General features: G+C 39.0%; 11 protein-coding genes. 9 read left to right on the top strand and 2 right to left on the bottom strand.

Annotated elements, in window-relative coordinates; genetic code table 11:
* Window positions 1–101: 101 nt before the first annotated feature.
* The 7 genes from BK584_RS05350 (at window position 102) to opp4C (ending at window position 9,005) form a co-directional block, all read left to right on the top strand.
* Window positions 102–1,382: a dihydrolipoamide acetyltransferase family protein gene (locus tag BK584_RS05350; protein WP_078391637.1), complete on the top strand. Its 1,281-nt coding sequence runs from the start codon at window positions 102–104 to the stop codon at window positions 1,380–1,382.
* 3 nt (window positions 1,383–1,385) lie between these two features.
* Window positions 1,386–2,792 (top strand): dihydrolipoyl dehydrogenase, encoded by a 1,407-nt coding sequence (gene lpdA / locus BK584_RS05345; RefSeq protein ID WP_078391636.1) that lies wholly within the window; start codon window positions 1,386–1,388, stop codon window positions 2,790–2,792.
* A 405-nt stretch (window positions 2,793–3,197) separates the two neighbouring features.
* Complete coding sequence (locus BK584_RS05340) at window positions 3,198–4,211, top strand: ABC transporter ATP-binding protein (protein WP_169871516.1); 1,014 nt, start codon at window positions 3,198–3,200, stop codon at window positions 4,209–4,211.
* A complete protein-coding gene (locus tag BK584_RS05335) occupies window positions 4,211–5,203 on the top strand; it encodes an ABC transporter ATP-binding protein (protein WP_078391635.1) in 993 nt (330 codons plus the stop codon). The genes BK584_RS05340 and BK584_RS05335 overlap by 1 nt, the downstream gene beginning before the upstream one ends.
* A 93-nt stretch (window positions 5,204–5,296) precedes the next feature.
* Window positions 5,297–7,042 carry a peptide-binding protein gene (locus BK584_RS05330; RefSeq protein WP_078391634.1) on the top strand — a complete coding sequence of 582 codons (1,746 nt, stop codon included), beginning with the start codon at window positions 5,297–5,299 and terminating at the stop codon, window positions 7,040–7,042.
* 74 nt (window positions 7,043–7,116) lie between these two features.
* Window positions 7,117–8,082 carry an ABC transporter permease gene (locus tag BK584_RS05325; RefSeq protein WP_078391633.1) on the top strand — a complete coding sequence of 322 codons (966 nt, stop codon included), beginning with the start codon at window positions 7,117–7,119 and terminating at the stop codon, window positions 8,080–8,082.
* Between the two features lie 11 nt (window positions 8,083–8,093).
* Window positions 8,094–9,005: an oligopeptide ABC transporter permease gene (opp4C, locus tag BK584_RS05320; RefSeq protein ID WP_078391632.1), complete on the top strand. Its 912-nt coding sequence runs from the start codon at window positions 8,094–8,096 to the stop codon at window positions 9,003–9,005.
* 564 nt (window positions 9,006–9,569) lie between these two features.
* On the opposite strand, the gene BK584_RS05315 is transcribed toward opp4C, so the two are convergent.
* A complete protein-coding gene (locus BK584_RS05315; protein ID WP_078391631.1) occupies window positions 9,570–11,210 on the bottom strand; it encodes a BCCT family transporter in 1,641 nt (546 codons plus the stop codon).
* A gap of 254 nt (window positions 11,211–11,464) precedes the next feature.
* On the opposite strand from BK584_RS05315, the gene BK584_RS05310 reads away from it, so the two are divergent.
* Together BK584_RS05310 and BK584_RS05305 are read left to right on the top strand one after the other, a co-directional pair.
* Window positions 11,465–12,298: a polysaccharide deacetylase family protein gene (locus BK584_RS05310; RefSeq protein WP_078391630.1), complete on the top strand. Its 834-nt coding sequence runs from the start codon at window positions 11,465–11,467 to the stop codon at window positions 12,296–12,298.
* A gap of 137 nt (window positions 12,299–12,435) precedes the next feature.
* On the top strand, window positions 12,436–12,573 hold the full coding sequence (locus BK584_RS05305) for a GapA-binding peptide SR1P (protein ID WP_078391629.1): 138 nt from the start codon (window positions 12,436–12,438) through the stop codon (window positions 12,571–12,573).
* 121 nt (window positions 12,574–12,694) lie between these two features.
* Here BK584_RS05305 and BK584_RS05300 read toward each other — a convergent pair whose 3' ends face one another.
* Window positions 12,695–14,173, bottom strand: a complete 1,479-nt coding sequence (locus tag BK584_RS05300; RefSeq protein ID WP_078391628.1) for an aminotransferase class I/II-fold pyridoxal phosphate-dependent enzyme — start codon at window positions 14,171–14,173, stop codon at window positions 12,695–12,697.
* Window positions 14,174–14,233: the final 60 nt, after the last annotated feature.

Genomic DNA, 14,233 nt, shown 5'->3' with positions numbered 1-14,233 from the left:
CGTGACCAAAAAAGAGAGTAACGAAGCTGGTTTTAAAACCAGTATCGTTCTTTCTTTTATAGAGCACGATTTCGAGTTATAATGAAGGAGGCGCTTAAGCCGTGGCTTATAAATATAAACTGCCGGAAGTGGGCGAAGGAATCCACGAAGGCGAAATTGTAAAATGGTTTGTTAAAGCAGGAGACGAAGTTAAAGAAGATGACATTCTTCTTGAAGTTCAAAATGACAAATCCGTTGTTGAATTACCATCTCCTGTAGATGGGAAAGTTCTTGAAGTAAAAGTAGACGAGGGTACAACAAGCTATGTTGGAGATGTCATCCTTGTAATTGACGATGGCTCAGGTGATGAGGAAGAGGAAGAAAGCAAAGAAGAAGCACCAAAAGAAGAAAAGAAAGAGGATTCTGCAAGCACGGAAAAAGCAGAAGATACTTCAAGCGAAAGCACTGATTCTGATGATGATTCTCGCGTAATTGCTATGCCTTCTGTACGTAAGTATGCTCGTGAGCAAAGCGTTACGATTTCAAAAGTTAAAGGCACTGGCAAAAACGGCCGTGTTTTAAAGGAAGATGTTGATGCGTTTGCTTCTGGTGGACAAGTAGAAGAATCTGCAGCTGATCAAAAAGAAGCTAAAGAAGAGACTACTCAAAAATCACCATCTGCACCTGTTGCTTCAAGTGAACAGCTAGAAGAGCGTGTTCCGCTTAAAGGAATTCGCAAAGCGATCGCTAAAGCAATGGTTAAATCAAAACAAACTGCGCCTCACGTTACACATCTTGATGAAATTGATGTAACTGCACTTGTTGCACATCGCAAACAGTACAAGCAAATTGCAGCAGATCAAGGTACGAAATTAACGTATCTTCCATATGTCGTAAAGGCGTTGACTTCCGCAATTCGCAAATACCCAGCGCTTAATGCATCAATTGATGATGATGCTGGCGAAATCGTTTACAAGAAGTATTTCAACATCGGGATTGCGGCAGATACTGAGCAAGGCTTAGTTGTTCCTGTAGTTAAAGATGCAGATCGCAAATCAATTTTCCAATTGGCAGACGAGATTAATGAGCTAGCAGGAAAAGCCCGTGATGGTAAATTGACAGGTGCAGATATGTCAGGTGGTTCAGCTACTATTTCGAACCTTGGCTCTGCAAGTGGACAGTGGTTTACACCAGTCATTAACCACCCAGAAGTAATGATTTTAGGTATCGGCCGCATTGAAGATAAGCCAGTTGTGAAAAACGGCGAGATTGTTGTGGGCACTATGCTTTCATTATCAATGAGCTATGACCACCGTTTAGTTGATGGTGTAACAGCACAAAGCGCGCTTAACCAAATTAAACGTTTGCTTAATGACCCACAATTACTATTGATGGAGGGGTAACAAATGGTTGTTGGAGATTTCGCACAAGAAGTAGATACGCTCGTAATTGGTTCAGGTCCAGGAGGTTATGTTGCAGCAATTCGTGCAGCACAACTTGGACAAAAAGTAACGATTGTTGAAAAGAATAGCCTTGGGGGCGTATGCTTGAATGTTGGATGTATTCCTTCAAAAGCTCTTATTCAAGCAGGTCATCGTGCTCACCTTGCTAAAACTTCTGATGATATCGGCATCATGGCTGAAAATGTCACTGTCGATTTTAACAAAGTGCAAGAATGGAAAGGCTCTGTAGTTAATAAATTAACTGGCGGAGTAGAAGGCTTGTTAAAAGGAAATAAAGTTGAAATTATTCGTGGTGAAGCGTATTTCTCTGGGGAAGACTCCGTGAAAATCATGGACGAGAAAAACTCAAGCACGTATAAATTCAAGAACTGTATTATCGCTACGGGTTCAAGCCCGATTGAAATCCCTAGCTTTAAATATACGGACCGTGTCATTAACTCCACTGGTGCGCTTGCTCTTAAAGAAGTACCTAAAAAAATGGTTGTTATTGGTGGCGGTTATATCGGTATAGAGCTTACAGGTGCGTATGCAAACCTTGGCACAGAAATTACTGTTCTTGAAGGCTCTAAACAAATCTTGCCTGGATTCGAAAAACAAATGGCAAAACTTGTTGAGAAAAAGCTGAAAAAGAATGGCGTAACGTTCCATACTGAAGCAATGGCTAAAGGTGTGGAAGAAACGGACAATGGCGTAAAAGTAACTGCTGAAGTAAAAGGCGAAGAACAAGTTATTGAAGCGGATTACGTACTTGTTACTGTTGGTCGTAAACCAAACACAGAAGAACTTGGTCTTGAAGGCATCGGCATTGATATGACTGATCGTGGTTTAATTAATGTTGATAAACAGTGCCGCACAAATGTAAAAAACATTTATGCAATCGGTGATATCGTTCCTGGTCCTGCGCTTGCACATAAGGCATCTTATGAAGCGAAAGTGGCTGCTGAAGCAATTAGCGGTGAAGCAGCTGAAGTAGACTACCTAGCAATCCCAGCGGTATGTTTCTCTGAACCAGAACTTGCGACTGTAGGTTATACGGATCAAGAAGCAAAAGATGCTGGTTACGAGGTTAAAGCAACGAAGTTCCCATTTGCAGCAAATGGGCGTGCGTTGTCACTTAACGATTCTGATGGCTTTATGAAGCTTATCACTCGTAAAGAAGACGGTCTTGTTATTGGTGCACAAATTGCTGGTCCGAATGCATCAGATATGATTGCAGAAGTTGGACTTGCAATTGAAGCTGGTATGACAGCTGAAGACATCGCCCTTACGATTCATGCTCACCCTTCCCTTGGAGAAATTACAATGGAAGCGGCTGAAGCTGCACTAGGTACGCCAATCCACACAATGTAGATAGCCTAAATGAACATTTAGGACTGTCTTTAATGTGAATGAAAACACCTTTAAGTGATAGTGGTTATTCAAACCACTTGACCTCTTAAAGGTGTTTTTTTTATGAAGTAGAAACAATTTGCAATGACGCTTTAATAGTATTGAACATTAATTATTATCATAGAAATGGTATTTTAATAGTAAATATTGATGTAGAGTGCACAGGGAAAAAGATGATATTCGTGCTGGAAAATAATTTGCAATGCGGTGTTTATTGCTGTTTATAAGGTTTTTAATGCATAAATTTTAAGGATGTCAGATATTCTGATAAAAAAAGTTAAATAATTAAAAAAATATAGTTGGGAAAATTGACTTTTATGATATACTAATCAAAAAATTAGTAAATCTTTTTTGGGGGTGTTTTCAATAGAACCTTTGCTCGAACTAATTGATGTGCAGACTTATTTTCATGTAAATAAAAATCGTCTTGTTAAAGCAGTTGATCGTGTTAGCTTTACAATATATGAAAATGAAATTGTTGCTCTTGTAGGGGAGTCTGGTAGTGGTAAAAGCATGACTTCGATGTCTGTCATGGGTCTTGTAGATTCACCTGGAAAGGTGACAGGGCAAATTCGTTTGCAAGGAGAAGAATTGGTTGGATTGAAAGATAAAAAACTCGATAAAATACGTGGCGACAAGATGGCTATGATTTTTCAAGAGCCAATGACATCATTGAATCCAGTTTTCACTATAGGAAATCAAATTATTGAAACAATTAGGAAACATAAAAATGTTTCTAAGCAAGAAGCGCGGAAAAGAGCAATTGACTTATTAAAGTTAGTTGGGTTTAGTAGAGCGGAAGAGAGTTTAAAAGAATTTCCTCATCAACTATCAGGTGGCATGAGGCAGCGAGTAATGATTGCAATAGCGATGTCATGTAACCCTAAATTATTAATTGCTGATGAACCAACAACGGCGTTAGATGTAACAATACAACAACAAATCCTTGATTTAATGTTAAAAGTAAAATCGGAATTCAAATCATCTATCTTACTGATTACCCATGACTTAGGAGTAGTTGCGGAAACTGCTGATCGTGTAATGGTCATGTATGGCGGGCAAATTGTTGAAGAAGCATCTGCTTATGATTTATTTACGAACCCACTGCATCCCTACACTAAAGGCTTACTAAGAAGTATGCCGAAGTTGGAGGATAATAAAGAGAGGTTAGAAGCTATTGGGGGTATGGTCCCTGCTCCACATAAATTTCCTGTAGGATGCCGCTTTGCAAGTCGTTGTGAGTATGCAACTGTAGTATGCACGGACGCCATGCCTGAATTGGTCCAAGCCAATAACAAACGGAAGGTCCGATGCTTTTTGTATGAGGAAGGAAGCACGACACTTGATAGAAGTCGTATTAGCGAGAGGGTATTCGGATAATGAGTGAAATTTTGATTGAAGCGAGAGACTTAAAGATGTATTTTCCTATAAAACAGGGCGTAATTAAACGAACTGTTGGTCATGTTAAAGCAGTAGATGGTATTTCATTGAAAGTATATGAAGGAGAATCACTTGGTATTGTTGGTGAGTCGGGTTCTGGAAAATCGACACTCGGAAGAATGTTAATGAGTTTACAAGATCCAACAGAGGGTGATGTTTTATTTGAAGGCTCAACTATTTCGAAGTTATCAAATAGAAAAGTAAGACCCTATCGACGTGACATGCAAATGGTTTTCCAAGACCCTTATGCTTCTCTTAATCCACGCATGAGTATTGGCGAATTATTGGAAGAGCCCTTGTTAGTACATAAAACGGTAAAAACAAAAAAAGATCGGAAACTACGAGCAGAGGAATTACTTGAAAAAGTAGGTCTGCCAAAGCAATCTTATGATAAGTATCCTCATGAATTTTCGGGAGGTCAAAGACAACGAATTGGAATTGCACGAGCGCTTAGCACAAATCCGCGTTTAATCATTGGGGATGAACCAGTATCAGCACTAGATGTATCCATTCAATCACAAGTATTAAACTTAATGAAAGATTTACAAGAAGAATTTAAATTAACTTACGTATTTATTGCCCATGATTTAAGTGTAGTTAAACATATAAGTGATCGTGTAGCAGTTATGTATTTAGGGAGAATTGTCGAAATTGCAAGAAAGGAAAGTTTGTATGAAACACCTTTGCATCCATATACGGATGCACTTATATCTGCAGTGCCATCAACAGATGTAACGATTCAAAAGGAAAAGATTACATTAAAAGGTGAGTTGCCGAGTCCGACCAATCCACCAAAAGGTTGTGCTTTTCATACCCGCTGCCCTCATGCTTATGAGCGTTGTAAACAAGAACGGCCGGAGCTATTTGAGTATAAAAAAGACCATGTAGTAGCGTGTCATTTGTATACAGAGGGACTAGCAACGGCGAAATAATTTAAAAATAGATAAAGGGGGTGATAAGATTTTTTTCTAAACGTCGTTTTTAAAGTTAATGTGATTGAATAGTTAATTAGAGGGGGATTTTAAATGAAAAAGAATAATTTTTACGCTTTTTTAGCAACTGCGGCTTTTGCCACAACGCTTGTTGCTTGTGGAAGTAGCGACACAGGTAGTGAAACAGATGCAAATGATAGTGGGGCTGGTGGAGAAGAAGTAGAGGGAGGCAATGCAAATTTAGCGATGTTCTCGCCACCAGAAAACTTATTTAACCCTATTCTTTATACCTCTTTATATGATGCACATATTTTGGAAATTACACATGAAGGACTTGTTCAACAAAATGAAGATTTTAGTTTCGCTCCAGAGTTAGCAGAGGATTGGTCTTTTAATGAAGATAATACGGAATTAACGTATACATTGCGTCAAGATGTGAAATGGCACGACGGCGAAGATTTTACAGCTGATGATGTTGTCTTTACATTTACTAGTATTGCTGATCCAGAGTACGGAGCAGCTGGGGGAGTGCGGCAAGAGTATGTAAATACATTAGTTGGCTATGAAGAATATTCGAGTGGTGAAACCGATGTGTTTGAAGGAATTGAAAAAATAGACGATTATACGGTTACGTTCAAATTTAATGAGCCAAATGTGCAAGCATTAGCGAATACATCGATTAACTTATTGCCTGAACATATATTTGTAGATGTGCCTGTGTCTGAAATGGCATCTCATTCCTCTTCAATTGATGTAGGAGAAATCATTGGAACGGGACCTTTCCAACTTACTGAAATGTTGGAAAATGAGCAATACATTCTGACGGCTAATGAAGATTATTACTTAGGTGCTCCTAAGCTTGATTCAATAACGTGGAAAGTAGTTTCAGCTTCAGTAGCTGCCGGAATGCTTGAACAAGGGGAACTCGACTATATTCCTAGAGATTTTCCTGCGGCGGACGTGGCAACAATTGAGGGCAGTGATTCGTTAACGATTTTTGAACAACCGCAGCTTGGCTACCAATATCTTGGATTAAAGATTAATCATGGTCCAAATGATAGCTTAACAGATCCAGATACTTGGGAGGCAAATGAGAAATTAGAGGATGTTGAATTCCGACAAGCGATTGTCCATGCGATTGATCGGCAGTCCTTTGTGGATGGTTTCTTACGGGGACATGGCGAATTATTGGATGCGCCATTCCCAGAAGCATCATGGGCATATAATCCCGATGCGGTCGAAGGATTAGCATACGATCCCGAATTAGCAGAGCAAAAACTTGCAGATGCCGGCTATGAGGATGTAAACGATGATGGCTTTGTTGAGGATCCAGATGGAAATGAACTTGTTATTAATCTTGACTACCCTGTTGGAAACCCGGTTCGAGAGCAAGTGGCACCTGTTTTAAAAGAACAACTTGAAGCTGTTGGTATCCAAGTTAATTTAAATACGCCACGTGAGGCGCCGGCTCATTTTGAAATAATCGAGGAAAATGATACAGACGTTGACTTATTCTTAGCCGGTTGGTCACTAAGCTCAGGAGATCCTGATCCAGCGCCCATTAATGGTGGTACATCCGCATATAACTATTCTCGATTCTTGGATGAAGAACAAGAAGTGTTATTACGAGAAGCGGTTGATCCAGAGCTGGCGTTTGACAATCAAGAATATAGAAGAGAAAAGTATGGTGAATGGGCGCAACTATTTATTGATAATGTTTACTCCGTGCCTCTTTATGCTGAAAGCGAAATCCATGTGTATAACAATCAACTTCAAGGATTAACTATTAAGCCGTTCACGTTTAAAGATGATACACACGAATGGTTTCTAACGGAATAGAGCTTTGTGCAGAGTGAAGCAGCTTTTAAAAGCTGCTTCAACTTTCTTTCAATTTGGTTTAAGAGGTGATCTACGTGCTCAAATTTCTAATTAGGCGCATTTTACAGTTTATACCTATGGTGTTTATTTTAACAGTTATTGTTTTTTTATTTGCTTATCTCGCACCTGGAGATGCACTGAGTGGGGAAGCGATTGATCCAAATACCCCCCGTGAAGTAATTGAAGAACGTCGAGATGCATTAGGACTAAATGACCCTGTACATATTCAATATTGGAATTGGTTATCTAGGGCAATTACAGGTGATTTGGGAATGTCTACTCATTTCACAGGAAGGGCAGTTAGTGAACTTATTTCTCAACGACTCGGAAATACGTTTTATTTAGGTGCATTTGCGCTCTTTGTCACTTTGATTGTTTCCATTCCAATTGGCATTTATTCAGCTAGAAAAAAAAATTCTCCTTTGGATTATGCGGCTACTTCATTCGCTTTTCTTGGTTTAGCAACACCTAACTTTTTTGCTGGCTTATTGGGCATTTACCTTTTCTCATTCGGTCTAGGTTGGTTTCCAACACAAGGCTCAATTGGGTCAGCTAACTTAACTGGTTTTGATGCTTTCATAAGTCGAATCCAACATCTTGTTTTACCTGGTTTAACATTAGGGTTATCTAGTACAGCAATTTTTATGCGTTATATGCGATCAGAGATGCTTGATATTAAAGGTAGTGATTTTATCCGCACAGCGCGTGCTAAAGGTGTAGGTTCAAAGTCGGTTTTGTACAAGCATACATTACGTAATGCGTTGATTCCAATAGTGACGTTGCTCGGGATGGAGATCGGCATGTTGTTAAGCGGTGCTTTTATTGTGGAAACCGTATTTAACTACCCTGGCATTGGGACATTATTTTTGTCGGGAATGGCGAATCGTGATTACCCAGTTATTATGGCTGTCAACTTGTTAATTGGCTTGTCCGTGTTAATTGGTAATTTATTAGCGGATATCTTCTATGCAGTTATTGATCCGCGTATTCGACTTGATTGAGGTGAATAAGAATGGAACCGAGGTTAAATGAAACACCAGATATTACTCCTCTAAAGCCCGAGTTGAATGAAGAAAAAAGCCTTAGTCCTACGAGACTTGCTTTCCGTCGATTCAGCAAGAATAAATTGGCTTTAGTTGGGATTGTCTTTTTATCATTTATGATTCTTGTGGCAATTTTTGCTGATGTAATTGCGACCCATGACCCAACTGCTTCACAACTTTCAAAAATTGAAGCGAGAGCAGATGGTGATAATTGGCTCGGAACGGATGGGTCAGGCCGAGATAATTTTTCTCGACTCGTTTACGGAGCACGAATTTCACTGACTGTTGGCTTTTTTGCAATGCTGTTTACCGTTCTAATCGGAGGAACGCTGGGCTCGGTAGCTGGCTATTATGGAGGAAAAGTTGATTCCCTCATTATGCGTGTTACAGATATTGTATTAATTTTTCCATTTATCTTGTTGTTTATGACGATTGTTGCAATTCTTGAACGAACAACGATCCCGATATTTATTATGGTCATTGCGATTACCTCTTGGCCACAAGTTTGCCGGATTTTACGAGGGGCATTTCTATCAATCCGCGAGAAAGAATATGTTTTAAGTGCACGTAGCATTGGTTGTTCTGATGCGAGAATTATTCGAAAGCATTTTCTCCCTAATGCTATCGGTCCAATTATTGTAAACGCGACAATTATTATGGCGACGATGATTGTTGCGGAGTCAGCATTAAGTTTTATTGGATTTGGTGTTCCACAGCCGACCCCTACTTGGGGGAATATGCTTACAGAAGCACAAAGTGTGAGATTGCTTCGGAACAATCCGGAAGCTTGGTTGCCACCGGGGTTATGCATTTTGCTCACCGTTCTTGCAATAAACTTTATTGGTGATGGTTTAAGAGATGCTTTTGATTCGAAAGCATGAATGAAGCAAAATCAATTGATTTTGCTTTTTTTAATAAAAAAGACTATTTAATTGATTTGAAATATGTTGTTGCGATTGTTTGCCAGAAACCCTAATTTTTTCATCATCTCCAACATACACAAGCATTGTTGGGAATTCTTCAACTTTATAATAATTGACTATTCTGCGTTCACTTGATTCACAAACTATTAATTCCGTTACGTCATTGCCAATGTTCGACTGTAAAGACAATAAAGCATCGTAAGAAGAACCTTCATAGGGGAGTTTGCCAGGGTCAGAAAAAAATCAATGTCACAATATCATTTTGACCATCGGAGTGAAGTTTATTAGGAGAAGAAAGAAAAGAGGAGAGTCCAACACAGCCTTGCAGTAGAAAAAATACGATAAAAATAATAAGAAAGCTGGTGAATTTACGCACTTTGCTACCCCTCTCTCGAGTAAGATTCCAAAGTAATTGATGATTTGTTAAAATATGTTTACCCTTTGAGGAGAAGTGGAAAACATTCTGTTTGCTTCATTCCCCTAAAAAACAGCAGACTTAAATAGTTAAGTCTGCTGTTTTGCTTATTCTTTCGTTTTATCGTTATGATCATTGGTATTTCGAAGTTTGTTTCTCTCTTTTTTTAATAGTTGTTGTTCACGTCTTACTCGTTCTCTATCATTACGTAAAGCAAGACGTTCCTGTCGAATTCGTTCTCGATTAATCGTTAAAGTTGCTTTTTCGCTTTGTAATCCTTTAAATAAAGAAATAATCATTAAAATAATAATGATAGCAAAAGGGAAAGCGCCAATAATGGAAGCTGTCTGTAAAGCATCAAGTCCTTGTTCACTTGTTACGAGTAGGACACCTGCAGTTGCCGCAATGATAATTCCCCAAACTAACTTAACAGAATTTGGAGGATTAAGCATGCCACCTGTTGTTTGCATTCCTAAGACGACAGTTGCAGAGTGAACTGATGTGATAAAGAAAGAAGCAATTAATACAATGGTGACAAGAGAAACAAAAAAAGTTAATGGGAATTGTTGAAGTAAAGCGAACAAGGCCATTTCTGTACCACCAGCTTCCATTTGAGCATAAAGACCACCTGTTTCGCTTTCGAAAAAGATGCTTGAACCTCCAAAAACACTAAACCAGAATGCTCCAAACAATGAAGGTAATGCAATAACCCCAATGACAAACTCTCGAATTGTACGCCCTCTCGACACGCGCGCGATAAAAGCTCCGACAAATGGAGACCAAGAAATCCACCACGCCCAATAAAATAACGTCCAATCTTGTACCCAAGAGGTTTCTGGATTGTAAACGTCCATACTAAAGCTCATTCCGAAAAAGTTCTGAGCATAGCTTCCAATTCCTTGAGTGAATACTCCCATGATGTAACTTGTTGGACCTAGTAATAAAATAAAAGCCATTAAAATAACCGCAAGTTGTACATTTAAATTGCTCAAAATTCGAATCCCTTTGTCTATTCCAGATATAGCTGAAATCGAAAATAAAATGATTACAATAAAAATAACGATGATTTGAAACAAATTATCGCTTAATACACCAAGGGAAGGGAAAAGATGGAGCAAACCGGCGGTAATTTGTGCTGCTCCAAAGCCAAGTGATGTCGCTGTACCAAATATTGTCGCAAAAACAACAAAAACGTCAATTATTTTTCCAATTGGACCATTGACCCGATTTCCTATTAAAGGTCGGAAGGTAGAGCTAAATAGAGCTGGTTCATCCTTTCTGTATTGGAAATAAGCTAAGGTTAATGCAACAACCGCATAAATGGCCCATGGATGAATTCCCCAATGAAAAATGGAATAGCGCATCGCTTCTGCTGCGGCTTGTTGAGTTGCTGGAGCAGCATTTGGAGGAGTGAAAAAATGAGATAATGGTTCTGCTGCTCCCCAAAAGACTAGCCCAATGCCCATTCCAGCTGTAAATAAGAACGCGAACCAGGTTACGTAGTTATATGTTGGTTGTTCTTCAGGCTTTCCTAAGCGAATGCTTCCATAAGGACTCACGATTAAGTAGAAACCAACACTTACATAGAATGTGGCTGATAATAAGTAAAACCAGCCTAATTCTGTAGAGATGAATCCTTGAATTTGCTCTGTTATTGCTAACATATTTACTGGGAATAAGACACCCCAAAAAATAAAAGCGGCAGCAACAACTACAGAGATATAAAATACTGAAGTTGTCTTTTTCATTTAGCTGTCTCAACCTTTCTAATTAGTTTCAGTAGCACTACAAGCTCTATAAGATAAATCAAAAATTGTATAGGGATGTCACATAAGATAGATTGCCGTCAATAACTTTAAACGTGTCTCAGATAGTTTGTTTCACTTTTTTGAAACTATACGTCAATCGCTTTGCTCAAGAAAATATGTAAATTAAATGAGTAGCATTGTCGAAAATAGGAAGAAAATGTTACATTGATAGAGGTAAAGGAAGGGGTTTACGTATGAAAAAATGGTTAATAATATCTGCTGCTAGTTTATTTGCATTGACAGCCTGTGGTGGGCAAGGAAACGATGTAGAAAGCAGTACAGATGATCAAAATGAAAATGAAGAAACAGAGAATACAGAGGAAACAGCGGAAGATGAAAATAGTGAAGAAGATAATACTGACATGAATGAAGAGGAGACAGCGGAAGATTCCGCGGAGATTGTTTATGAAATCAACTCTGATCTTTGGACTGTACAACCTATTGAAGGTACAGATGCTGATCCAGAAGTTGTTCTTTTAACAATAGATGATGCACCCCATGACCATGGAGTGGAAATGGCAAAAACATTAAAAGAGCTTGATGCCCCAGCAATTTTTTTCGTTAATGGCCATTTCATAGATACTGAAGAAAAGGCAGAAGAATTAAGAGAAATTCATGAAATGGGTTTTGAAATTGGAAATCACACGAAAACGCATCAGAATTTGAGGGAGGCTACTGAAGAGAAACAAAGAGAAGAAATCATTGAATTAAATGATATGATTGAAGAAATTATTGGCGAACGACCTAGATTTTTTAGAGCGCCACACGGCATTAACACTGACTACTCACGTAGTATAGTCGAAGATGAAGGCATGACAAATATGAACTGGACGTATGGCTATGATTGGGAAACTGATTATATGGAAAAAGACGCAATCGCTGATATCATGGTTAATACGGAGCTTCTCGGAGATGGGGGCAATCTTCTTATGCATGACCGGGAATGGTCAGCTGATGCGCTTGAAGATATTGTTAATGGTTTAAGAGATAAAGGTTATGATCTTGTGGATCCGGATCAATTAAAATGAGGGAACAAGCAAGCGTAAATATGCTTGCTTGTTTTTTTATAAATGTGACATGCTATAAAGGGTTGACGAATTAAATGAGTCATACTATTATAGTATATAAAGATGTAAGCGATTTCATAATTGGAGGAGGATAACATATGGGAACAATTATTTGTCAAGTATGTAGTCAAACGCTCGGGCATTTTGAGGGGGAAAAGGTCAGCCGCCTCTATAGTGTATCAAACTGTACGCATTGTGAATCAAAGAACGTGAACCAGGTTGTAAAAGAAAAATAGTCGTCCCTTTTGTAAAAATAATTGTAAAAGTCATTTCATAAACCGGTGTCGCTAGAGACCTTAAACCAAATGCCTCAGAGCTTTTTAGCTCTGAGGCATTTTTTTGAATTAGCAACTTTACTTATTTTATCGCATGTTGTTCTTTAATTACTTTTAACGTTGCGAGGGTTGCATCTTCTGGTCCTTGCACTGGCAGTCCTGCATCTACATTTTCTTGAACATATGCTAAATTCTCAGTAGTAATTAATTCGCCAGGTCCAAGGATAGGAATCCCAGGAGGATAAACCATAATAAATTCTGCTATAATGCGACCAGCTGACTCTTCAAAGGGGACTATTTCAGTTTGTGAATAAAAAGCTTCTCGTGGCGAGAGAGCAAGAGTAGGGATATCCGGCACATGGACAAAGTGTGTGTTTGTTAAATCAAACTTTCTTCGAAACGTAGCTGATAGTTCAGCTAGAGCTTTCAATAAAATAGTCAGTTTTTCTTGCGTATCTCCTATAGTGACAATACACAATATATTATACAAATCCGATAGCTCTACTTCGATTCGGTACGTTTCTCTTAGCCAAACTTCTGCTTCATATCCAGAAATCGTTAGGCCTTTTAATGAAATAAACAATTTAGTAGGATCATGAGCAAAGGTTGCGGATGATTGCAGCATCTCTGTACCTATGCAAGTGAGTCCAGTGATTTCATTTATAGCCCTTCTAGCCCACTGAGCTAATTCAATTGTCTCATCTAAGCGCGCCTCTCCTTGAGTGGCTAGATGTTTTCTTGCTGCATCCAAAGATGCAAGCAAAATATAGGAAGTGGACGTTGTCGTTAACATGCTCATAATGGAAGCGGTATGTTCAACTGATACAAGGCCAGATCTTATATTTAATACCGAACTTTGAGTTAACGACCCACCTAGTTTATGCACACTAGTTGCTGCCATATCTGCCCCAGCTTGCATTGCGCTAAGTGGTAAACGATCATTAAAATGAATGTGGACACCATGCGCCTCATCAACTAGAACGGGTATCCCGGCCTCGTGGGCAAGAGAAACGATCGCTTTCAAATCGCATGTGAAACCATAATATGTGGGATTAATGACTAAAACTGCTTTCGCATCAGGGTGTGCTTTGATTGCTCTTGCAACAGATTCCGTTGCTACACCGTGGGCGATACCATATTCATGATCAAGTTCAGGGTGAATAAAGATAGGTAGCGCTCCAGAGAAGATGATTGCTGACATAATTGATTTATGAACATTACGCGGTACAATAATTTTGTCACCCGGTCCGCACACACTCATAATCATTGTCAAAATTGCTCCGCTTGTACCTTGGACAGAAAAAAAGGTATAATCAGCACCAAATGCTTCAGCAGCAAGCCTCTGTGCTTCGTGAATCATCCCGTGTGGGTGATGAAGATCATCGAGTGGGGAAATATTAATTAAGTCAATAGATAAAGTGTCTTCGCCTATAAAAGAGCGGAAATCACTATCCATTCCTGTTCCTCGTTTATGCCCTGGAATATGAAAAGGAATTGGTTTGTTGCTTGCGTATTTTTTAAGTCCAGTAAATAATGGTGTTTGATCTTGTTCGTGTCCCAAAAAGGCCACCTCGCTTCTAGAAAAAATGCGTTTGATTTACGCAAACAAGATGAGTATAGC

It is taken from the genome of Shouchella patagoniensis (genome assembly GCF_002019705.1).
GTDB lineage: Bacteria > Bacillota > Bacilli > Bacillales > Bacillaceae_D > Shouchella > Shouchella patagoniensis.
Note: the sequence above shows the minus strand (reverse complement) of the source record. Positions and strands in the feature narration are given on the sequence as shown.